This window comes from Hydrogenophaga pseudoflava NBRC 102511 (assembly GCF_001592285.1).
GTDB classification, from domain to species: domain Bacteria; phylum Pseudomonadota; class Gammaproteobacteria; order Burkholderiales; family Burkholderiaceae_C; genus Hydrogenophaga; species Hydrogenophaga pseudoflava.
Window position 1 is genome coordinate 87,718 of record NZ_BCWQ01000012.1, and the last position, 21,257, is coordinate 108,974.

Here is a 21,257-nt window from a genome sequence, read left to right on the forward strand (position 1 = left end):
GCGCTCCTCAGGCCTTGACGATGGCGACGGGTTCAAACTGGCGCGTGTCCACGGCCGCTTCTGGGAAGTCGAACCACGGATCGGGCTCGCCGTCGAGGGCGAACTGCAGCTGTTCCCACAGTGCCTTGCGGCCGGCCGCGTCGTCCAGGATGCGTTTCTTGATGTAGTCCAGGCCCACGCGGTTGACGTAGTGCACCGTGCGCTCCAGGTACCAGCCTTCCTGGCGGTACAGCTCGCAGAAGGCGCCGGTGTATTCCATGACCTCCTCGGCCGTTTTCACCTTGACAAGGAAGTGCGCCACCTCGGTCTTGATGCCGCCGTTGCCGGCGATGTACATCTCCCAGCCCGAGTCGACGCCGATCACGCCGACGTCCTTGATGCCGGCCTCGGCGCAGTTGCGCGGGCAGCCGCTGACAGCGAACTTGACCTTGTGCGGCGCGTACATGCGCCACATGGCCTTCTCCAGGTCCTTGCCCATCTGGGTCGAGTCCTGGGTGCCCATGCGGCACCACTCTGACCCGACACAGGTCTTCACCGTGCGCAGCGCCTTGGCGTAGGCGTGACCGCTGGGCATGCCGATGTCACGCCAGACGTTGACCAGGTCTTCCTTCTTCACGCCCAGCAGGTCGATGCGCTGGCCGCCGGTCACCTTGACGGTCGGGATCTTGTACTTGTCCACCGCGTCGGCGATGCGGCGCAGCTCGTCGGCCGTGGTCTCGCCGCCCCACATGCGCGGAATGACGGAGTAGGTGCCGTCCTTCTGGATGTTGGCGTGCGAGCGCTCGTTGATGAAGCGGCTCTGCGGGTCGTCCTTGGCCTGCTTGGGCCAGGTGCTGATGAGGTAGTAGTTGATGGCCGGGCGGCAGGTGGCGCAGCCGTTGGGCGTCTTCCAGCCCAGGGCGCTGAAGGTGTCGGCGATGGTCAGCAGCTTGTCGTTGCGGATCGCGTCGCGCACGTCCTGGTGGCTGTGCTCGGTGCAGCCGCAGATGGCCTTTTTCTTCGGCGTGGCCGAGTAGTCGCCGCCGGCCGTGAACATCAGGATCTGCTCCACCAGACCGGTGCAGGAGCCGCAGCTGGCGCTGGCCTTGGTGTGTTTCTTCACCTCGTCCAGTGTGAACAGGCCTTTCTCTTTGATGGCCTTGCAGATGGCGCCCTTGGTCACGCCGTTGCAGCCGCAGACCTCGTCGCTGTCGGCCATGGCCGCGGCCTTGTTGTGGCCCTGGTGGCCGGTGTCGCCGATGTTGGACTCGCCGAACATCAGCCTGTCCCGGATGTCGCCGACCGTGCGGCCTTCGCGCAGCAGCTTGAAGTACCAGCTGCCGTCCACCGTGTCGCCATACAGGCAGGCGCCGACCAGCTTGTCGTCCTTGATCACCAGCTTCTTGTAGACGCCGCCGAAGGGGTCGCTCATCACGATCTCTTCCGTGCCGTCGCCGCCCATGAACTCGCCGGCGGAGAACAGGTCGATGCCCGTGACCTTGAGCTTGGTCGAGGTGAGCGAGCCGGTGTAGCGGCCGATGCCGAACTCGGCCAGGTGCGTGGCCAGCACCTTGCCCTGCTCGAACAGCGGCGCCACCAGGCCGTAGGCGATGCCGCGGTGCGCCGCGCACTCACCCACCGCGTAGATGCGCGGGTCGGTCACGGTCTGCATCGTGTCGCTGACCACGATGCCGCGGTTGACGTGCAGGCGCATGCTTTCGGCCAGCGCGGTGTTGGGGCGGATGCCCACGGCCATCACCACCAGGTCGGCCGGCACCTCGCTGCCGTCCTTGAAACGGATGGCTTTCACGCGGCCATCGTCACCGCCCACCAGCTCCTGCGTCTGCGCGCCGATCAGGAACTGCATGCCGCGCTCCTCCAGCGACTTCTGCAGCAGCTTGCCCGCCACGTCGTCCAGCTGGCGCTCCATCAGCCAGGGCGCCACGTGCACCACGCTGACCGTCATGCCGCGCTTCATCAGGCCGTTGGCCGCTTCCAGGCCCAGCAGGCCGCCGCCGATGACGACCGCGTGCTTGTAGGTGGCGGCGGCGTCGATCATGGCCTGCGTGTCGGCGATGTCGCGGTAGGCCAGCACGCCCTGCAGGTCCTTGCCGGGGATGGGCAGGATGAAGGGGTTGGATCCGGTCGCCATGATCAGGCGGTCGTACTCGGCCGACACTTTCTCGCCATTGGGGCCGACCGAGTGCACCACGCGCCTGACGCGGTCCACCTCGGTCACCTTGTAGCCCGCGTGCAGGGTGATGCCGTTGTCGGTGTACCAGGACCAGTCGTTGAGGATGATCTCGTCGATGGTCTGTTCGCCCGCCAGCACGGGGCTGAGCAGGATGCGGTTGTAGTTGGGGTGCGGCTCGGCACCGAAAACGGTGATCTCGTAGAACTCGGGTGCGATCTTCAGCAGCTCTTCGAGCGTGCGCACACCGGCCATGCCGTTGCCCACCATCACGAGTTTCATCTTTTTCATTGCGGCGACTCCTGTCTGAAGATCACGGGGGTTGTGGCTGGCTCCGGCGGACGCACGCGGGCGATCGCACAGCGGCGGGTGGGCCGGAACTCAGGGGTAGGGAATGTTCGAAACCCGGCAGGTCTGCCGGGGTGGCGCAGGCACAGGGCCAGCACCGTTTCAGTCGCTGCACACGTCGTTGTGGGCAGGCCCCGACGCTGCGGTCGGGGTGGGACGCGTCGTCACGTCTGGCCTGTTCAATGCAAGAGGTGTGCCATATGATCGGCGCCCCATTCGCGGGCCTTTGCCGCACCCCTGGCGCCGCGCCGGTTTCGCCCGCAAAGAGCAGGGCGCTCACTGATCACAAGTGCTTGATTCTTATGACTTCCGTGCTGCTTCTTCGCCCCGGTTCCCGGGCCCTTCTGCCGTTGCAGGACGACCTGCCCGCCGCGGGATGCCAGGTCCTGGCCATCGTCGAGGACTGCAGCAAACTGGTGCAGGTCGCCGTGCAGCACGCACCAGATCTGGTGGTCGGTGAGGTCGCGCGCCCCGATGAAGCCCTGTTCAAGGCCACGCAGACGCTGGCGGAGGTGCTGCCCCGGCCAGTGCTGCTGTTCACGTCCGATGCCGACGCCGCCCACATCGAGCGCGCCACGGGCGCCGGCGTGCATGCCTGGGTGGTGAACGGGTACGGGGCGGCGCGCCTGCGGCCACTGGTGCAGCTGGCGCAGGCGCGTTTCGAGCGCGAACAGGCGCTGCTGGAACAGCTGCGCGACGTGTCGCAGCGCTTCGAGGAGCGCAAGCTGGTCGAGCGCGCCAAGGGCATCCTCATGCGGGCGCGCGCGCTGACCGACGACGACGCCTTCCAGATCCTGCGCACCGCCTCCATGCACACCAACCAGCGCCTGGGCCAGGTGTCGGAACAGATCATCCAGTCGGCCCATTTCGCCGAGGCCGTCAACCGCGCGGGCCAGCTGCGCATGTTCTCGCAGCGCCTGGTGAAGCTGTACCTGCTGCGGCTGGCCGACGTGCAGTCGCGCCAGCAGCAGGCCCTGCTGGACGAGTCGATCCAGCGGGTGGACGCCAACCTGGCCTGGCTGGGCAAGGGCCTGTCGCAACCCAGCTTCGGCGACCTGCTGGGCCTGCTGGGCGCCACCTGGCAGGCGCTGAAGGCCTCGCTCAAGGGCAAGCCCACCCCGGCGCAGGTGCCCCGGGTGGACGAGCTGGCCGACCGCCTGCTGCAGGACGCCGAGCGCCTGACCGCCAGCCTGCAGCATGCCGGTGCCATGGCCTCGCTGCAGGTGCTCAACGCCGCCGGCCGCCAGCGCATGCTCTCGCAGCGTTTCGCCAAGATGGCGCTGATGGACCTGCTCGATCTGGAAGAGGGCAGCGCCGGCCGCAGCGCCGCCATGACCGAGGTGCAGCACGATTTCGAACGCGCACTGGCCTACCTCAACGGCCTGCCACTGACCACGCCCGACATCCGCACCGCACTGGACCAGGCCACCACCGGCTGGCGGCAGATGCTGGCCGCCACGCCGCAAGGCCATCGTCCGGCGGGGCGCGACCGGCTGGCGCGGCTGGAGACCGTGGCCCATGCCAGCGAGGGTCTGCTGGCCCAGTTTGAAAGCCTGTCCACCCACTACGAGCGCAGCATGCAGATGCTGATGGGCTAGCCCTGCGTCGCACCAACGTTGGGCGCTGTTCTTGCTAGAGGTGGTGCATGGCTTTTGACATCGACATCGGCTACGCCAGCCAGGCCGGCCGCAAGGACACCAACGAGGACTTCTGCGCCGCCATGCTGCCGCCCCCGGGGCAGGCGGACATGGGGTCCATCGTCGCCATTGCCGACGGCGTGAGCGCGGGCGGGCTGGGCAAGGAAGCGGCGCAGACCACGGTCACCAGCCTGGTGCGCGACTACTACGGCACACCCGAGACCTGGGACACCACGGTCGCCATGGACCGCATCATCGGCGCGCAGAACACCTGGCTGGCGGGCGTCAACCGCCGCCGCCATCCGGCCATGGGCCTGACCACGCTCACCGCCATGGTGCTGCGCGGCCACAGCTACACCCTGGCCCATGTGGGCGACACGCGCGCCTGCCTGATGCGCGGCGGGCAACTGACCCAGCTCACGCACGACCACGTCGCCGATCACCCCGACCTGAGCCACCAGCTGCTGCGTTGCATTGGTGTGGAAGACCGTGTGGTGGTGGACTACAGCCAGGGCGACCTGCTGGTGGGCGACCTGTTCCTGCTCATGTCCGACGGCGTGCACAACGTGCTGAACGAGGCGCGGCTGAAGGCCCTGATCGGTGAACAGCCGGGCACAGACGATGCCCAGGCCCTGTGCGAAGCCATGGTGGCCGCGGCCCTGCAGCGTGGCAGCAACGACAACGTCACCGCCCTGGCCGTGCGCGTGCGCGGGCTCGACAGCGCCACCCTGCAGGACCAGAACCGCCTGGCCGCGCGGCTGCCCATCCCGCCCAGGCTCAAGCTGGGCGAGCAGATCGACGGCCTGGCCATCACCGCCGTGGTGGCCGACAACGGCATCAACCTCGTCTACCAGGCGCGCGACCCGGCCACGCAGAAGCTCTACGCCCTCAAGACCCTGCACCCCCAGCGCGCACACGACGCCGAAGAGCGCGCCATGCTCGCGCACGAAGCCTGGCTGGCGCGCCGCATGGCCACCAGCCGCGCGGCCGAACACCTGGTGGCCTTGCACGACGCGCCGCCGACGCTGCCGGCCGGGCAGGGCGCCAGCGCCTTCTACCTGCTGTACGACTGGCACAGCGGCGAATCGCTGCAGCACATGCTGGACCGCCAGTACCGACCTGGCGTGGCCCAGACCATCGCCATGGCCACCCAGGCCGCCCGGGCCCTGGGCCACCTGCACCGCCAGGGCGTGATCCACCGCGACGTGAAACCCGCCAACCTGCACCAGGGCGAAGACGGCGTGTTGCGCCTGCTCGACCTGGGCGTGGCGCTCAGCGGGCGCGAGCCTGCGTCGGCGCGCGCGCTGCACGCCGGCACACCCAGCTTCATCAATCCCGAACAGTGGGGGTTCCGCCTGCGCGGCGGCGGCGTGGACACCGACGCGGAGCCGCAAGCTGCCGACGCGCGCAGCGACCTGTTCGCGCTTGGCGTCACGCTCTACCAGCTGCTGACGGGCAAGCTGCCCTATGGCGAGGTGCTGCCCTACCAGGCCGGCCGCTACTACCGCGACCCGGTCGCGCCCAGCCGCCACCACCCCGAGGTGCCGATCTGGCTCGACCACATCGTGCTCAAGGCCGTCAGCCGCGACCAGAAGCAGCGCTTCGAAACCGCCGAAGAGCTGCTGCTGGCACTGGAGCGTGGCGCGTCGCGCCCGCTCACCGCACCGCCTGCCACCCCGCTGATCCAGCGCGACCCGGCCATGCTCTGGAAGCTGCTGCTGGGGTTCAGCGTGCTGCTGAACCTGCTGCTGGTGTACTGGCTGGTGTTCCTGCCGCGCTGAAGGTCAGCGCCCGGTCAGTTGGCTGCCCACGCGAGGTAGGCCACCCCTTCGTAGGTGTATTCCGCCGCGCGGGTGGCGATGATGTTGTCCCGTTCCGCCACGCTGACGGTGTACAGGTGGGTGCCCGTGGCCCTGCGCAGGAAGCGGAAGACCTCGATGGTGCCAGCCGCGGGACTGCCCGCCTGCCGCGCATACCACGCGATGCCTTCGTTGTTGAAACCCGGGTTGGCCGCCACGGCCGCCCGCTCGGACTCGTTGATGGTGTAGAAGTGCACGCCCGTGCTGCGGTTCATGAACCGGTACACCGGGCTCAGTCCTGCCCCTGGGGCGGGCGACACCATGAAGGCAGGCGCTTCATAGATGAGCGATGGAACCGTTGCGCGCACGTTGTCCCGCTCGGCCACATTCGCACTGAAGAAGTGCGAACCATTGAGGCTGTTGTAGAACCGGAAGACCATGCGGTAACCAGGGTTGAGCCAGTTGATCAGACCGTTTTCATAGGCGATGTCGAAGCGGCCATAGTAGTCGCTGAGGGTGGGGTATTCGCAGCTGGACGCGCCGCCCCACAGCTGACCCACGATGCGCGGGTTGTTGGTCGTGCCATCGGCGAATAGACCAGAGCCACTGCTGCCACCTTCGGTGATGCCGGTGGTCCAGCGGACTTGGTACATCGGGGACTGCGTGTTGAAGGAGCTGTCGACGTTGAAGTGCTCGACGCCCTGGGAAACAAAGGTGTTCAGCACGGACCCGTACCCGATCAGCCGTCCGTCGGAGCGGCGAAGGAATCCGCCACCCGGGCTGTGCACGCCGACGTAGTTCGCGCTGCCACCCACGACTTCGCGCTGGAAGGCCCAGCCGGCGTAGATCGTTCCTGCGGGCGGTGTGTCTCTTAGGTCCAGCAGCGAGGTGTCGGTGCCCACGGGGGTGCGCAGGCTGCCCGAGAACTCGGTCTTGTTGTAGCGCAGGTCTGCTCCGCTGAAGCTCGGCACGGTGCCCGGGTTGACGGTGGTGCTGTCGCAGGCGCTGGAGCGGTAGAACCAGAAGACATGCAGCGAGCTGGCCGCAGACTGGTTGTTGATGCAGTGGTTGGCCGTCAGAAAGTAGCCTTGCTGTGTGGCGCCGCGGTTGGCGATCAGCGTTCCGGTGCAGACCCACGACAAGCCGCCGTCGACGAAGTCCATCGAACCCACGGCATTGGTCACCGGCGGGAGGGGGTCGGTGCACATAACGTCGGGAGTCACGCCGGGACATTCAGACTTCTGCTCGATCTGGCCCAGACTGGCCTTGGGTGCGAGCACGGTCTGGTGCATGAGTTTGGGCACGGTGAACACGGTGGAGGCGGTCGGGCGCCCCGCAGGCAGGTCGATTTCCAGAACCGTGGCTTCGCCCTCCGTCGTCGGGGTCCAGTACGTGCGGGCAGCGTCCGAGTCGCCGTCGGCCTGCACGTTGGCCGCGATCGAGGAATTGATGTGGGCGCCCGTGGTCTCCCGGGCGTCGGTGCTGCCTTCGGCATACACCCGCAGGACCGCGTCGTCGGGCAAGGCCTGGACCAGCACGCCCAGGCGCAGGCCGGCCGCCCCGGTGGAGCTGAAGCGCAGGCTGGCCCGCTGCACGCCGCTGGCTGTGGTGTTCCAGGCCATTTGCTGCAGATTCTTGCGCGAGCTGGTGGTGGCCATGTCACGGCCAAAGCCGATCTGGACGCGCTTGGCTCTCTCAAGGCCACTTCCTTTGCGGTTGTGCCGTTCCATCTTCTCGATGGCCGAGGCTTCCGGCGGGCCCAGATCCACGCTGATGGAGGGGGAGGGTGCGGCCCGGCGGTCGACGCTCACCTTGTGGACCGGATTGGCCTGCGCGCCCGTCTCACTGGAGGCAGGGCTTTGAACCACGGCATCGGTCGAATTGATGCTGGATGCGCGCTGCTGGCTGGCGGCAACCTCACTGCCCCTTGACACCGATTCGTCGGAACTGCCAGGCGATTCTCCCGAACCGCCACAGGCCGCCAGCACCAGGCTGGTCAGCAGGGCGGCTAGCCGATGTCTTTGAGACGCAGGTATTGAGCGCATGCGCATTCCTCTTGGGTGTTTTCGCATTGTAAAAGTTGAATGCGGGGCGCCGGGAGATCGGAGTGAATTCGATCACCGCCAGCCGCGCTCAGCGCTCGCGGTCAAGCCGGTCGCTCCAGGCGCCCGGGTCGAAGCCCACGGTGACCGAGCCGTCCGTCCAGCCGACCACCGGGCGTTTGATCAGGCTGGGGTGCTGCAGCAGCACGGCGCGTGCGCTTGCGCTGTCCACAACCGCCGAGCGGGTGGCCTCGTCCAGCCCGCGCCAGGTGGTGCCTTTGCGGTTGACCAGCGTTTCCCAGCCCGCGGCGGCCAGCCACTGGTCCAGTGCGGCCTCGGGCACACCCTGCTTCTTGAAGTCGTGGAAGCTGTGCGCGACGCCGTGCTCGCTCAGCCAGGCCCGGGCCTTTTTGACGGTGTCGCAGTTGGGGATGCCGTAGAGTGTGGTCATCCCCGAATTCTGTCACGCGGCCTCTTGGTGAAGGTCGCGCTTCACCATGACCCTGCGCAGCTTCTATCCCCCCATCGAACCCTTCAAGACCGGCGTGCTCGACACCGGCGACGGCCATCAGATCTACTGGGAGCTCTGCGGCAACCCGCGGGGCAAGCCGGCGGTGTTCCTGCACGGTGGGCCGGGTTCGGGCTGTTCGCCCGACCACCGCCGCCTGTTCGACCCGGAGAAGTACTGCGTGCTGCTGTTCGACCAGCGCGGCTGCGGCCGGTCGAAGCCGGCGGCTTCGCTGGAGAACAACACCACCTGGCACCTGGTGGCCGACATGGAGCGGCTGCGCGCTCTGCTGGGCTTCGATCGCTGGCTGGTGTTCGGTGGTTCCTGGGGCAGCACGCTGGCGCTGGCCTATGCGCAGACGCACACGGAGCGCGTGTCCGAACTGGTCGTGCGCGGCATCTTCACCCTGCGCCGCGACGAGGTGCGCTGGTACTACCAGGAGGGTGCTTCGTGGCTCTTTCCCGACTTGTGGGAGGGCTTCCTCGCGCCGATCCCCGAGGCCGAACGCGGCGACTTGCTCACCGCCTACCGGAAGCGGCTGGCCGGCGACGACCCGGTGGCCCAACTGGCCTGCGCGCGTGCCTGGAGCCTGTGGGAGGGCCAGACCATCCGCCTGCTGCCCGACGCGGCCAACACCGCCAAACACTCCGACGACGCCTTCTCGCTGGCCTTCGCACGCATCGAGAACCATTATTTCGTGCACGACGGCTGGCTCGAGGAGGGGCAGCTCATCCGCGACGCGCACAGGCTGGCCGGCGTGCCGGGGGTGATCGTGCAGGGGCGCTACGACGCCTGCACCCCGGCCCGCACCGCCTGGGATCTGCACCGCGCCTGGCCGCAGGCCGACTTCCACATCGTGCCCGATGCTGGCCACGCGTTCAACGAACCCGGCATCCTGGACCGGCTGATCGAAGCCACCGACCGTTTCGCGGGCTGAGCACGGGGCTTTGTGATGGCCGGGATAATCCCGGTCATGAACACCTTAGACGAGTGGCTGGCCCATTGCGAGCGCCAGCATCCCCAGGGCATCAGCGGCATCGAGCTTGGGCTGGACCGGGTGCAGCGGGTGGCGCAGCGCATGCGCCTGTCCATGCCCTGCCCGGTGATCACCGTGGCCGGCACCAACGGCAAAGGCTCGACCTGCGCCATGCTGGAGGCCATCTACAGCGAGGCCGGGTACCGGACCGGGGTCTACACCTCGCCCCACCTGGTGCATTTCGAGGAACGTTGCCGCATCGGGCGCGAGCCGGTCGCTGCTGATGCCCTTTTGCCGGCGTTCGCCGAGGTCGAGCGTGCGAGGCTCGGGGACGGTGGATCGGGTGATGACGGCGTTGTGGTACTGACCTATTTCGAGTTCACCACACTCGCCATCCTGCGCACGCTGTCGCTCAGCGGGCTGGATGTGGCCATCCTGGAGGTGGGACTGGGCGGGCGGCTGGACGCGGTGAACATCGTCGACCCGGACTGCGCGGTCATCACCTGCATCGCGCTGGACCACATGGCCCTGCTGGGCAACGACCGCGAGGCCATCGGCTACGAGAAAGCCGGCATCATGCGCACCGGCCGGCCGGTGGTGGTCAGCGATCCGGTGCCGCCGCAAAGCGTGCTGGACCGGGCGCTCGAAGTCGGCGCCCAGCTCTGGCGCATCGGCAAGGACTTCCATTTCGCCGGTGACAAGCAGCAGTGGGGCTGGGCCATGCACCCTTCACAGGGTGGGCGCAAGTTCAGTGGTCTGGCCTACCCGGCCCTGCGCGGCGCCAACCAGCTGGTGAACGCCTCGGGCGTCCTGGCCGCCATCGAGGCGCTGCGACCCCGCCTGCCCGTGACGGCACAGGCCGTCCGCAACGGGCTGGCCATGGTCGAGCTGCCCGGCCGTTTCCAGATCGTGCCCGGAGAGCCCGCACTCGTGCTCGATGTCGCCCACAACCCCCATTCCGTGGCCGCGCTGGCCGAGAACCTCGACGCCATGGGCTACTACCCGGTCACGCACGCGGTGTTCGGTGCCATGGCCGACAAGGACTTGCCCGCCATGCTGGAGCGCATTTCACCGCTGATCGACCGCTGGCACCTCACCGATCTGCCATTGCCGCGCGCCAGCCGGGCGACCGATCTGGCGGCCGTGCTCGACAGCGGCGCCGGCCAGGCCTCTGGCGGGCGTTCGCGGGTGGCCGGATGCCATCCGTCGCCGCTGGAGGCGCTGCGCGCGGCGGTGCTGGAAGCGGACCCCACTGATAGAATCGTGGTCTTTGGTTCCTTCCACACGGTGGGGGGTGTTCTGAAGGATGGCGTGCCGCGTCTGGCGGCCAGGCACCTCGCGAACTGATCCTCTCCGCGATCTCCGCCGGACCCATTTCCGCATGCTCACATCCCGTTCCGGTTCTGCGGGCCACACCGCCCCACCGCCGCCGCAAAGCATCGAGGCCGTGCGTCGTCGGGCCCGGCACCGCCTGATCGGGGCGGCCGTGCTGGTGCTGGTGGGGGTGCTCGGGTTCCCGCTGCTGTTCGATACGCAACCCCGCCCCATTGCGGTCGACGTGCCGATCGAGATTCCCTCCCGCAACACGCCCGCAACGCCTGCACCCAAGACCGAGGCTCCTGCCGCGGCCAGGCCGGCGCCGGTGGCCACGGCCGACAGCCTTGCCGCGCGCGAGGAGGTGGTCGAGCCGAAGGCTGTGGCCAAGCCGGCCGACAAACCCGTTGAAAAGCCCGCAGAGAAGCCTCCGCTTGAGAAGCCCGTTGCCGACAAGGCTGCGGCGGGGAATACCACCGAAAAACCACCTGAGAAGCCCTCTGAAAAAACCGCTACCGGCAACGAGCGCATCGTCGTGCAGGTGGGGGCGTTTTCGGAGGCCGAACGTGCCCGCGAGGCCCGTTTGAAGCTGGAGCGGGCCGGACTCAAGACCTACACCCATGTGGCCGAGACGCCGCAGGGGCGTCGCATCCGGGTGCGCCTGGGACCTTTCGCCACGCGCGCGGAGGCCGAAAAGGCCGCAGAGCGCGCCAAGGCGCTGGGTCTGTCGACGGCCCTGCTCTGGCTGTGACGGCGTTGGCCCGGGGCCTGGGGGCGGCGACATGAACGCAGTGGATGGGTTGTTGCTGTTCGTGCTGCTGCTGTCGGCCGTGGTCGGCATGTGGCGGGGTCTGGTGTACGAAGTGCTTTCTTTGATGGTCTGGGTGGCGGCGTTCTTGCTGGCCCAGGCCTATGCAGGAGATGTGGCGCGCCTGCTGCCGCTGGACGGCCTCTCCGCGGCACTGCGCATTGCGGTGGCATTCGTCCTGGTGTTTGTGGCCAGCGCGTTCGCCGGCGGGTTTGTGGCGTGGCTGGTGAAAAAGATGGTGACGGCCGTGGGTTTGCGTCCCATTGACCGCGTGCTGGGTGGTGTGTTTGGCCTGCTGCGTGGCGCGGTGGTGCTGCTGGCGGTGGCGGTGGTGGTGGGAATGACACCGCTCCAGTCGCAACAAGCCTGGCAGACGTCAGCGGTGGCCCAGGTGCTGGGTGACAGCCTGCAGGCCCTCAGGCCGCTGCTGCCCGAGCCGGTGGCCCGTTACCTGGCCTGAGTCGACAGTCTTTGTTTCGTTGAGGATCCAATCATGTGTGGAATCGTGGGCGTGGTGAGCCAGGCGCCTGTCAATCAGCTGATCTACGACGCCCTGTTGCTGCTGCAGCACCGGGGACAGGATGCCGCCGGCATCGTCACCCAGCAAGGGCGCAAGTTCTTCATGCACAAGGCCAAGGGCATGGTGCGCGACGTCTTTCGCACGCGCAACATGCGCGCGCTGCCGGGCAATGTCGGGCTCGGTCAGGTGCGTTACCCCACCGCGGGCAACGCCTTCAGTGAAGAAGAGGCGCAACCGTTCTACGTCAACGCGCCGTTCGGTCTGGTGATGGTGCACAACGGCAACCTGACCAATGCCCAGGGTCTGAAGCAGGAGCTGTTCCAGACCGACCACCGCCACATCAACACCGAGAGCGACTCCGAGGTGCTGCTCAACGTGCTCGCGCACGAACTGGAAAAGTCCACCCGCGGGGCATCGCTCAAGCCGGCCGACGTGTTCGCCGCGGTGCGTGGCGTGCACCGGCGCATCAAGGGTTCGTATGCCGTGATCGCGCTGATCGCCGGCCACGGCCTGCTGGCCTTCCGCGATCCTTTCGGCATCCGTCCGCTGTGCATCGGTCGCAACGCCGATGGCGCCCGCATGGTCGCCAGCGAATCGGTCACGCTTGAGGGCAACGGCTTTGAACTGGAACGCGATGTGGCGCCCGGCGAGGCCGTGTTCATCGACCTGGATGGCCAGGCCAGCTTCGAGCAATGTGCGGACAAGGTCAGCCACAACCCCTGCATCTTCGAATACGTCTACCTGGCGCGGCCGGACTCGGTGCTCGACGGCATTTCGGTCTACCAGGCCCGCCTGAACATGGGCAAGACCCTGGCCAAGCGGCTGGTGTCCACCGTGCCACCGAATGAAATCGACGTGGTCATCCCGATCCCGGAATCCTCGCGTCCCAGCGCCATGGAGCTGGCCCAGATCCTGGGCCTGCCGTACCGCGAAGGTTTCGTGAAGAACCGCTACGTCGGCCGCACCTTCATCATGCCCGGCCAGGGGGTGCGCAAGAAGTCGGTGCGCCAGAAGCTCAACGTGATCGCCAGCGAGTTCAAGGGCCGCAACGTGCTGCTGGTGGACGACTCCATCGTGCGCGGCACCACCTCCAAGGAGATCGTGCAGATGGCGCGCGACGCCGGTGCGCGCAAGGTCTACATGGCCAGCGCCGCGCCGCCCGTGCGCTACCCCAACGTCTATGGCATCGACATGCCCACCGCGCAGGAACTGGTGGCGCACGACCGTACGGTTGAGCAGATTCGCGAACTCATCGGCTGCGACGCGCTGATCTACCAGGACGTGGACGCGATGAAGCAGGCCATCGCCGCGCTCAATCCGAAGCTGGCGGGTTTCGATGCCTCGTGCTTCGACGGGGTGTACGTCACCGGTGACATCACGCCCGAGACCATCGCGCGCATGAACCAGGGCCGCGACCAGACCGAAGAAGGGCAGGAAGACAGCTCGCGCCTGGCCCTGCCCAACGCCCAGACCGCCTGATCCGCCATGTCATCGAACGCGAAATCCGCTGACGCTCTGCACCGCGAAACCCTGGCGGTTCGGCTGGCGACCGAGCGCAGCCAGTACGGCGAGAACTCCGAGGCGCTGTTCCTGACCAGCGGTTATGTGCAGCCGTCCGCCGAAGACTCCGCACGCCGCTTTGCCGGCGAAGACGACGGCTACACCTACGGCCGCTCCGGCAACCCCACGGTGACCAGCTTCGAGATGCGCCTGGCCGCGATGGAAGGTGCCGAGGCCTGCATGGCCACCGCCTCGGGCATGGCCGCGGTCATGCTGATGTGCTTCAGCCTGCTCAAGGCGGGCGACCACGTCATCGTTTCGCAGTCCATGTTCGGCTCCACGCTCAAGCTGATTGGCTCGGAGTTCGGGCGCTTCGGCGTGGAAACCTCGGTGGTGCCGCAGACCGATCTGGCGGCCTGGCGCGCGGCCATGCGGCCCACGACCCGCCTGCTGTTTGCCGAAACACCCACCAACCCGCTGGGTGAGGTGTGCGACATCCAGGCCCTGGCCGATCTGGCCCACAACGCCGGCGCTTTGCTGGCGGTGGACAACTGCTTTGCCACACCGGTGTTGCAGCGCCCCATCGCTCTGGGTGCCGACATCGTGATGCACTCTGGCACCAAGTACCTCGACGGGCAGGGCCGCGTGATGGCCGGCGCCTTGTGTGCCCGCGAAGCCATGGTGCGCGAGAAGTTCCTGCCGGTGCAGAAGAACTCCGGCATGGTGCTTTCGCCATTCAACGCCTGGGTGGTGCTCAAGGGCCTGGAAACGCTGGAGCTGCGCATGAAGGCGCAGAGTGCGCAGACCTTGGCACTGGCGCACTGGCTGGAGGCCCACCCTTCCGTGGGCCGCGTGTACTACCCCGGCCTGGCGAGCCACCCGCAGCACGAATTGGCCATGCGCCAGATGAACGGCATCGGTGGCGCCGTGCTGTCCTTCGACGTGAAAGCAGCCAGCCCCGAGCAGGCGCGCCAGCGCGCCTTTCATGTGCTTGATGCGCTGCAAGTGCTGTCGCTGTGCACGAATCTCGGCGACACCAAGACCCTGTGCACCCACCCCGCCAGCACCTCGCACGGCAAGCTGTCCGAAGCGCAGCGCCAGGCCGCCGGCATCGGTCAGGGCCTGATCCGCGTCGCCGTCGGCCTTGAACACCTGGACGACATCCGCAGCGACCTGGATCGCGGCCTCTCCAGTCTTTGAATCTTCTTTTCCCTCACATGACCGTTCGCACCCGCTTCGCACCATCGCCCACCGGCTTCATCCACCTGGGCAACATCCGCTCGGCGCTGTACCCGTGGGCCTTTGCCCGCGCCACCGGCGGCACCTTCATCCTGCGCATCGAAGACACCGATCTGGAGCGCTCTAGCCAGGCCGCGGTGGACGTGATCATCGAAGGCATGAAGTGGCTGGGCCTGGACCACGACGAAGGGCCGTTCTACCAGATGCAGCGCATGGACCGCTACAAGGCGGTGCTGGCCGAGATGGTTGAAAAAGGGCTTGTCTACCCCTGCTACATGAGCGTGGCCGAGCTGGACGCACTGCGCGAACGCCAGATGGCCAACAAGGAGAAGCCGCGCTACGACGGCACCTGGCGCCCGGAGCCTGGCAAGACCCTGCCGCCCATCCCGGAAGGTGTGAAGCCTGTGCTGCGCTTCAGGAACCCACAGGGCGGTTCGGTGGTTTGGGAGGACAAGGTCAAAGGCCGTGTCGAGTTCAGCAACGACGAACTCGATGATCTGGTGATCGCGCGCCCCGATGGCACGCCCACCTACAACTTCTGCGTGGTGGTGGACGACATCGACATGGCCATCACGCACGTGATCCGTGGCGACGACCATGTCAACAACACGCCGCGCCAGATCAACATCTTCCGTGCCCTGGGCAAGGAACCGCCGGTCTACGCCCATCTGCCCACCGTGCTCAACGAGCAGGGCGAGAAGATGAGCAAGCGCAATGGCGCCAAGCCGGTGACGCAGTACCGCGACGAAGGCTACCTGCCCGACGCGATGGTGAACTACCTCGCCCGCCTGGGCTGGAGCCACGGTGATGACGAGATCTTCAGCCGCGAGCAGTTCCTGCAGTGGTTCAACCTCGACCATCTGGGCAGCAGCGCAGGCCGCTTCGACGAAGCCAAGCTGCGCTGGGTCAACGCGCAACACCTCAAGGCCATGGACGACGCTGCACTGTCGGTGCTGGTGGCTGAGCAACTGGCCAAGCGTGGCATCGCCGCCGACGAGCGCCTGCCGCGCATCTGTGGTCTTTTCAAGGACCGCTGCGACACCACGGTGGCGCTGGCCGACTGGGCAGCGGCCTTCTACACCGACGTGACACCGTCAGACGCCGAGCGCACGCAACACATCACCGACGTCGTCCGTCCCGCGCTGCAGACCCTGGCCAGCAAACTGGTCGACTGTGCCTGGGACAAGGCCAGCCTTTCAGCAGCGATCAAGGAGACCATCACGGCGCATGGTCTGAAGATGCCGCAACTGGCCATGCCGGTGCGCGTGCTCGTGATGGGCACAGCACAGACACCGTCGCTTGATGCGGTGCTGGAACTGCAAAATCGACAAACAGTTTTGACGAGGTTGCAGAAAGCCTGAAAAATGGTCTATAATTTGAGTCTTGCTGATTCACACTGAGTTGCTCGCAACAAAGCAGGGTCGGCATCCCAGAAATGGATTTCGTGGGGGTATAGCTCAGCTGGGAGAGCGCTTGCATGGCATGCAAGAGGTCAGCGGTTCGATCCCGCTTACCTCCACCAAAAATTGAAGAATTGGGCAGCGTGGTTTTGCTACAATGCACAGTTCGGTTCTTAGGTTTTGACCCTATCGTCTAGAGGCCTAGGACATCACCCTTTCACGGTGAGTACCGGGGTTCGAATCCCCGTAGGGTCGCCAAGTTTGTGGCACTTGGCCTGATGCGAGAGCAGAAGGCAGAAGCTGCACCACTGCGGAGTGGTAGTTCAGTTGGTTAGAATACCGGCCTGTCACGCCGGGGGTCGCGGGTTCGAGCCCCGTCCACTCCGCCAGTTTTGATAAGCCGTTCAGATCTCTGGTCTGAACGGCTTTTTCATTTCCGCAACACGCACGCCGGCGTGTCTGCTTTTATGCGCTGCCGACCTGTGGGCGTCGCCTCACCAGGCCCGTCGACAGGGCCGTGCCCGCCATGATGACGAGGCCGCAGCCGATCATCCACGGGGTGATGGCTTCGTCGAGAAAGATGCGCCCGTAGATCAGCGCGAACACGGGTACCAGGAAGGTCACGGTGAGCGCCTTGCTGGGGCCTGCCTGGGCAATGATGCGAAAGAACAGGACGTAAGCGAGCGATGTACACAGCAGGGCCACGGCGACCAGCGCGCCCCAGGCGCCGGTGCTGACTGGCTGGTCAGGCCACAGCCACAGCGTGGGCAGGGCCAGCCCCAGGGCAGCGCCGATCTGGCTACCCGAAGCGGTGGCCAGCGGGTGGACGCCGGTGAGGTGGCGTTTGGTGAAGCTGGCCGCCAGCCCGTAGCAGAACGTGGCCACGAGACAGGCCAGCATGGCCAACAGGGCTTGTCCAGCGGAGGCGGCTCCCGGTGCCAGGCTGAAACCCGACTTGCCGATCACCAGCAGGCAGACGCCCACAAAGCCGATGGCCAGGCCGGTGGCGCGCCAGGCATCGGGCCGGTCCTTGAGCCATGCCCAGGCCACCAGGGCCCCCGTCAGCGGCACCGTGGCGTTCAGGATCGAGGTCAGGCCGGTGCTGATGTGCATGACCGCATACGCGAACAGGGCGAACGGGATGCCCGAGTTGAGCAGGCCCACAAAGAGGATGAGCCGGGCGCGCTGGCGGAAGTCGGCCCAGACGCCTTTGAGCAGAAACACCGGCAGCAGGAACAGCGCCGCCAGCGCCACCCGCATGCCTGCCGTGGGCAGGGCGCCGAACTCTGCCGCCCCCAGTCTCATAAAGAGAAAAGACGAGCCCCAGAGGGCGGCGAGCAGGAAAAATTCGAGAGCGAGTGTGGGCGACATGGATTCAGTGTGCAGGCAAAGGCCGTGCGGCGGGCTGAAGCGTTGATGATGTTCGCTCTGGTTATTGATGCGGTTTGTCGATCAATGCGCCCTCGAGCTGCAGCAGAGCCTGCTTGCGGTCCAGACCGCCGGCGTACCCCGTCAGTGAACCGTTGCCGCCAACCACCCGGTGGCAGGGCACCACGATGCTCAGTGGATTGCGACCGACAGCAGCGCCCACCGCGCGCACCGCCTGGGGCTTGCCCAGGCCGGAGGCCAGAGCGCCGTAACTCGTGGTGGCGCCGGCCGGGATCGCCAGCAGGGCTTGCCAGACGGCGCGCTGGAACGGTGTGCCTTGCTCCAGATCCAGGGGCAAATTGAAGCGCTGGCGGCGCCCGTGAAAGTACTCGTCCAGTTGCCGCTTCGTGGCGTCGAGCACCGGGTGCGCCGCCACGGTGGACCAGTTCGCCCGGCGTTCTGCGGGTGGTTCGTGGCGTTGCCGCTGCACGAACCAGAGGCCGGCCAGTCCGTTGGTGCTGGCTACCAGACGCAGATCGCCCAGCGGGCTGCCCACGATGGTCTGGATGCGATGGTCAAGGGTGTTGTTCATTGGGAATCTCCTCGGAGGTCTTGAGGTGCGGTGGCGTGGTCCATGCTCGGATCACGGCGTAGCTGCGCCAGGGCTGCCAGCGCCGGGCTATGCGATCGGCTTCCCGGCGTGCCGCGGCGGCGGGCAGGCCCCGCAGACCCAGCGCCTGCAGGAGCACGGCGTCGCCGCTGGGCCAGGCGTCGGGCCAGCGCAGGGCCCGCATCGCGATGTACTGGGCCGTCCAGGGGCCGATGCCGGGCAGGGTCTCGAGGCTCTTCAGGGTCGATGCCGGGTCGGCACGACCGTCGAGCACCAGGTGGCCGTCCGCCACTGCGCGCGCCAGCGCGCAGATCGCTTGCTGGCGCTGGCGCACGATCCCGATCTCGCCCAGCACCTGCCCGTCGACATCGGCGAGCGTCTCGGGCGTGGGGAACAGGCGTTGCAGACCCGGTGGACCGTCGGGCAACGGTGTGCCCAGCCGGTCCACCAGGCGGCCACACAGGGTGCGTGCCGCAGCCACCGTCACCTGCTGACCCAGCACAGCCCTCACCGCCAGTTCGAAGCCGTCGAACGCGCCGGGCACGCGCACGCCGTCGCCGTCCGGGAAATCGGGGTGCAGCACGGCGTCGATGGCCTGCGGGTCGGCGTCGAGGTCCAGGGCCGCCCGTACGCGGTCGATGACCGCGGGCAGTGCCGGCATCAGGCCCTCGCTGACCCGCAGACCGATGCGGTGCTCGTCCGGAAGGAATCGGATGAGCATCCAGCCGCACGCAACCGTGCCGCGCACCGAGAGGCGCAGCGTTCGCACCAGGGTCTCTTGCACCGTGTCGACGGCCTCGAGTCCCGGCAGGGCACGGTCGGCGAAGAAGCGCAGCACGTCCTGCACCCGGTAGGGCGGCCGCCAGGAGAGCCGCACCTCGGCCGGCGCCCGCGGGGCGTTGGGCGAGTCGGTGGACCGGCTGCGCCGCAACTGGGTCGGATTGAGGCCGTAGCGGCCCACGAACGCGTCGTTGAAGCGGCGCAGGCTGCTGAACCCCGCGGCAAGGGCCACCTGGGCCACCGGCAGGTCGGTGTCGGCCAGCATCTGTTTGGCGGCGAGCAGGCGCCGCGTCTGCAGGTACTGCAGGGGCGAGACGCCCAGTCGGCTTTCGAACAGCCGGCGGATGTGACGTCCGCTCACCCCCAGCCGAGCCGCCAGCTGCTCCAGCGGTGGTTCATTCGCGCCTGTGTTCCAGGTCTCCGGCGTGTCGAGCAGGGCGGTGGCCTGGCGGATCAGGATGTCCCCGGCGTCCTCGGTCGACCAGTGGCGGTCGCGCGGCGCCAGCTCCGGCCGGCAGCGCAGGCAGGGGCGGAAGCCGGCCTGTTCGGCCTGGGCGGCGTGTTCAAAGAACTGGCAGTTGTCTCGCTTGGGTGTGCGGACCCGGCAGATCGGGCGGCAGTAGATGCCGGTGGAGGTGACGCCGGTGAAGAAGCGCCCGTCAAAACGGGCGTCGCGCGCGCCCAGCGCCCGGTAGAGGGCGTCGGCGTCGAGCGGGGCAGGGCGGTTCATGGCTGGCATGGTAGGTGTTATTCCGAGTTGAGACTGGCCATTTCCGGACATGTCCCGGGCCGGGAAGCATGGCCCGGCCACCTACAATCGCGGGTTTGTTCCCCCGAGCGACGACCATGCAAGTGACCGCCTCCATCTTCAAGGCCTACGACATCCGGGGCATCGTTCCCGGCGCCCTCAACGAGACGGTGGCGGAAGCTTTGGGGCTTGCCTTCGGCACGGTGGCCCTGCAGCAGGGCGAGCGCTCGGTGGCCGTGGGCCGCGACGGGCGGCTCAGCGGCCCCGGCCTGTCGGCGGCGCTGATCCGGGGCCTGGTGGCCGCAGGCATCGACGTGATCGACATCGGCATGGCGACCACCCCCATGCTGTACTTTGCGGCCAGCACGCTGTGCAGCAGCGGCATCCAGGTCACCGGCAGCCACAATCCCAAAGACTACAACGGCTTCAAGATGGTCATGGGCGGCCGGGCGATCTATGGCGAGGACATCCAGGCCCTGCGCCGGATGATGGAGACCGAAACCCATGTGCGCCAGGACGGCGGTCGGGTGCGGCATGTCAATGTGCTGAAACCCTATACCGACCGCATCGTCGGCGACGTGAAGCTCTCGCGCCCGATGAAGGTCGTGGTCGACTGCGGCAACGGCGTCGCTGGCGCCTCGGCCCCGGCGTTGTTCCGAGCGCTGGGCTGCGAGGTGATCGAGCTGTTCAGCGAGGTCGATGGCGAGTTTCCGAACCACCACCCGGACCCGAGCAAGCCTGAGAACCTGCAGGACGTGATCCGCGTGCTGCGAGAGACCGATGCCGAGCTGGGCATGGCGTTTGATGGCGATGGCGACCGCCTGGGCATCGTGACCAAGGACGGTCAGAACATCTTCCCCGACCGCCAGATGATCCTGTTCTCTCAGGACGTGCTGTCTCGCGTGCCGGGCGGCCAGATCATCTTTGACGTCAAGTGCTCGCAGCGCCTGGCGCCGGCCATCGAGGCGGCCGGCGGTGTGGCCAACATCTACAAGACCGGCCACTCGCTGATCAAGGCGCGCATGAAGGAGCTGGACAGCCCGCTGGGCGGCGAGATGAGCGGCCACATTTTCTTCAAGGAGCGCTGGTTCGGCTTCGACGACGGCAGCTACGCCGGTGCGCGCCTGCTGGAGATCCTCAGCCGAAGCCCCGACGCCAACGCGGTGCTCAACGCGCTGCCCACCTCGCACAGCACGCCGGAGCTCAACGTGGCCTGCGCGGAAGGCGAACCCCACGCGGTGGTGGAACAGTTGCTGACCCTGGCGCGCTTCGAGGTGCCGGCCAAGGTCTCGACCATCGACGGCCTGCGGGTCGACTGGCCCGACGGTTTTGGCCTGATCCGTGCCTCCAACACAACGCCCGTGCTGGTGCTGCGCTTCGAGGGCCATTCGGCCGAGGCCCTGCACCGCATCGAACACACCATGCTGGATCTGCTGCGCCAGGCCAAGCCCGACGCGGTGGTGGGCGCGAGTGCGCACTGAGGATACCCT

General features: G+C 67.2%; 16 protein-coding genes and 3 tRNA genes. 13 read left to right on the top strand and 6 right to left on the bottom strand.

Going from position 1 to position 21,257, the window contains the following annotated elements; translation table 11 throughout:
- Positions 1-7: 7 nt before the first annotated feature.
- Positions 8-2,461 (bottom strand): nitrite reductase large subunit NirB, encoded by a 2,454-nt coding sequence (nirB, locus tag HPS01S_RS15350; protein WP_066157985.1) that lies wholly within the window; start codon positions 2,459-2,461, stop codon positions 8-10.
- Positions 2,462-2,820: 359 nt separating this feature from the next.
- Here nirB and HPS01S_RS15355 point away from each other — a divergent pair, with 359 nt between their 5' ends.
- Both HPS01S_RS15355 and HPS01S_RS15360 read left to right on the top strand, forming a co-directional pair.
- The gene (locus HPS01S_RS15355) at positions 2,821-4,116 is read left to right on the top strand and encodes a type IV pili methyl-accepting chemotaxis transducer N-terminal domain-containing protein (protein ID WP_066157989.1); all 1,296 of its coding nucleotides are present in this window, start codon (positions 2,821-2,823) and stop codon (positions 4,114-4,116) included.
- A gap of 47 nt (positions 4,117-4,163) precedes the next feature.
- Positions 4,164-5,936, top strand: coding sequence for a bifunctional protein-serine/threonine kinase/phosphatase (locus HPS01S_RS15360; RefSeq protein WP_066157991.1), 1,773 nt, complete (start codon positions 4,164-4,166; stop codon positions 5,934-5,936).
- A 14-nt stretch (positions 5,937-5,950) separates the two neighbouring features.
- Here HPS01S_RS15360 and HPS01S_RS15365 read toward each other — a convergent pair whose 3' ends face one another.
- A complete protein-coding gene (locus HPS01S_RS15365) occupies positions 5,951-7,999 on the bottom strand; it encodes a serine protease (protein ID WP_169803947.1) in 2,049 nt (682 codons plus the stop codon).
- An 88-nt stretch (positions 8,000-8,087) separates the two neighbouring features.
- Positions 8,088-8,447: an ArsC family reductase gene (locus tag HPS01S_RS15370; RefSeq protein WP_066157997.1), complete on the bottom strand. Its 360-nt coding sequence runs from the start codon at positions 8,445-8,447 to the stop codon at positions 8,088-8,090.
- Positions 8,448-8,493: 46 nt separating this feature from the next.
- On the opposite strand from HPS01S_RS15370, the gene pip reads away from it, so the two are divergent.
- The 10 genes from pip to HPS01S_RS15420 all read left to right on the top strand — a co-directional run bounded on the left by pip (position 8,494) and on the right by HPS01S_RS15420 (position 16,650).
- Positions 8,494-9,441 (top strand): prolyl aminopeptidase, encoded by a 948-nt coding sequence (gene pip, locus HPS01S_RS15375; protein ID WP_066157999.1) that lies wholly within the window; start codon positions 8,494-8,496, stop codon positions 9,439-9,441.
- A 36-nt stretch (positions 9,442-9,477) separates the two neighbouring features.
- Positions 9,478-10,827 (top strand): bifunctional tetrahydrofolate synthase/dihydrofolate synthase, encoded by a 1,350-nt coding sequence (gene folC, locus HPS01S_RS15380; RefSeq protein WP_157576346.1) that lies wholly within the window; start codon positions 9,478-9,480, stop codon positions 10,825-10,827.
- A 34-nt stretch (positions 10,828-10,861) separates the two neighbouring features.
- A complete protein-coding gene (locus HPS01S_RS15385) occupies positions 10,862-11,545 on the top strand; it encodes an SPOR domain-containing protein (RefSeq protein ID WP_066158005.1) in 684 nt (227 codons plus the stop codon).
- 31 nt (positions 11,546-11,576) lie between these two features.
- Positions 11,577-12,062, top strand: coding sequence for a CvpA family protein (locus HPS01S_RS15390; protein ID WP_066158008.1), 486 nt, complete (start codon positions 11,577-11,579; stop codon positions 12,060-12,062).
- Positions 12,063-12,095: 33 nt separating this feature from the next.
- Positions 12,096-13,601 carry an amidophosphoribosyltransferase gene (gene purF, locus HPS01S_RS15395; RefSeq protein WP_066158011.1) on the top strand — a complete coding sequence of 502 codons (1,506 nt, stop codon included), beginning with the start codon at positions 12,096-12,098 and terminating at the stop codon, positions 13,599-13,601.
- 6 nt (positions 13,602-13,607) lie between these two features.
- Positions 13,608-14,822 (top strand): O-succinylhomoserine sulfhydrylase, encoded by a 1,215-nt coding sequence (locus HPS01S_RS15400; RefSeq protein WP_066158014.1) that lies wholly within the window; start codon positions 13,608-13,610, stop codon positions 14,820-14,822.
- A gap of 17 nt (positions 14,823-14,839) precedes the next feature.
- A complete protein-coding gene (gene gltX, locus HPS01S_RS15405) occupies positions 14,840-16,222 on the top strand; it encodes a glutamate--tRNA ligase (RefSeq protein ID WP_066158017.1) in 1,383 nt (460 codons plus the stop codon).
- 85 nt (positions 16,223-16,307) lie between these two features.
- Positions 16,308-16,383, top strand: a tRNA-Ala gene (locus tag HPS01S_RS15410).
- Between the two features lie 60 nt (positions 16,384-16,443).
- Positions 16,444-16,519, top strand: a tRNA-Glu gene (locus HPS01S_RS15415).
- A 54-nt stretch (positions 16,520-16,573) separates the two neighbouring features.
- A tRNA-Asp gene (locus HPS01S_RS15420) sits at positions 16,574-16,650 on the top strand.
- A 76-nt stretch (positions 16,651-16,726) separates the two neighbouring features.
- Here HPS01S_RS15420 and HPS01S_RS15425 read toward each other — a convergent pair.
- The 3 genes from HPS01S_RS15425 to HPS01S_RS15435 form a co-directional block, all read right to left on the bottom strand.
- The gene (locus HPS01S_RS15425) at positions 16,727-17,632 is read right to left on the bottom strand and encodes a DMT family transporter (protein ID WP_066158020.1); all 906 of its coding nucleotides are present in this window, start codon (positions 17,630-17,632) and stop codon (positions 16,727-16,729) included.
- A gap of 61 nt (positions 17,633-17,693) precedes the next feature.
- On the bottom strand, positions 17,694-18,221 hold the full coding sequence (locus HPS01S_RS15430) for a methylated-DNA--[protein]-cysteine S-methyltransferase (protein ID WP_066158023.1): 528 nt from the start codon (positions 18,219-18,221) through the stop codon (positions 17,694-17,696).
- Positions 18,205-19,758, bottom strand: coding sequence for a DNA-3-methyladenine glycosylase 2 family protein (locus HPS01S_RS15435; RefSeq protein ID WP_066158026.1), 1,554 nt, complete (start codon positions 19,756-19,758; stop codon positions 18,205-18,207). The genes HPS01S_RS15430 and HPS01S_RS15435 overlap by 17 nt, the downstream gene beginning before the upstream one ends.
- A gap of 107 nt (positions 19,759-19,865) precedes the next feature.
- Here HPS01S_RS15435 and HPS01S_RS15440 point away from each other — a divergent pair, with 107 nt between their 5' ends.
- Positions 19,866-21,248: a phosphomannomutase/phosphoglucomutase gene (locus HPS01S_RS15440; RefSeq protein WP_066158027.1), complete on the top strand. Its 1,383-nt coding sequence runs from the start codon at positions 19,866-19,868 to the stop codon at positions 21,246-21,248.
- The last annotated feature ends 9 nt before the right edge of the window (positions 21,249-21,257 follow it).

Bases quoted from the DNA above. Each gene is read 5' to 3' on its own strand.
- nirB (WP_066157985.1), bottom strand. From the start codon at position 2,461: ATGAAAAAGATGAAACTCGTGATGGTGGGCAACGGCATGGCCGGTGTG.
- purF (WP_066158011.1), top strand. From the start codon at position 12,096: ATGTGTGGAATCGTGGGCGTGGTGAGCCAGGCGCCTGTCAATCAGCTG.
- HPS01S_RS15440 (WP_066158027.1), top strand. From the start codon at position 19,866: ATGCAAGTGACCGCCTCCATCTTCAAGGCCTACGACATCCGGGGCATC.
- HPS01S_RS15430 (WP_066158023.1), bottom strand. From the start codon at position 18,221: ATGAACAACACCCTTGACCATCGCATCCAGACCATCGTGGGCAGCCCG.
- HPS01S_RS15400 (WP_066158014.1), top strand. From the start codon at position 13,608: ATGTCATCGAACGCGAAATCCGCTGACGCTCTGCACCGCGAAACCCTG.
- HPS01S_RS15365 (WP_169803947.1), bottom strand. From the start codon at position 7,999: ATGCGCTCAATACCTGCGTCTCAAAGACATCGGCTAGCCGCCCTGCTG.
- HPS01S_RS15370 (WP_066157997.1), bottom strand. From the start codon at position 8,447: ATGACCACACTCTACGGCATCCCCAACTGCGACACCGTCAAAAAGGCC.
- HPS01S_RS15390 (WP_066158008.1), top strand. From the start codon at position 11,577: ATGAACGCAGTGGATGGGTTGTTGCTGTTCGTGCTGCTGCTGTCGGCC.
- HPS01S_RS15385 (WP_066158005.1), top strand. From the start codon at position 10,862: ATGCTCACATCCCGTTCCGGTTCTGCGGGCCACACCGCCCCACCGCCG.
- HPS01S_RS15355 (WP_066157989.1), top strand. From the start codon at position 2,821: ATGACTTCCGTGCTGCTTCTTCGCCCCGGTTCCCGGGCCCTTCTGCCG.
- HPS01S_RS15360 (WP_066157991.1), top strand. From the start codon at position 4,164: ATGGCTTTTGACATCGACATCGGCTACGCCAGCCAGGCCGGCCGCAAG.
- HPS01S_RS15435 (WP_066158026.1), bottom strand. From the start codon at position 19,758: ATGCCAGCCATGAACCGCCCTGCCCCGCTCGACGCCGACGCCCTCTAC.
- pip (WP_066157999.1), top strand. From the start codon at position 8,494: ATGACCCTGCGCAGCTTCTATCCCCCCATCGAACCCTTCAAGACCGGC.
- folC (WP_157576346.1), top strand. From the start codon at position 9,478: ATGAACACCTTAGACGAGTGGCTGGCCCATTGCGAGCGCCAGCATCCC.
- HPS01S_RS15425 (WP_066158020.1), bottom strand. From the start codon at position 17,632: ATGTCGCCCACACTCGCTCTCGAATTTTTCCTGCTCGCCGCCCTCTGG.
- gltX (WP_066158017.1), top strand. From the start codon at position 14,840: ATGACCGTTCGCACCCGCTTCGCACCATCGCCCACCGGCTTCATCCAC.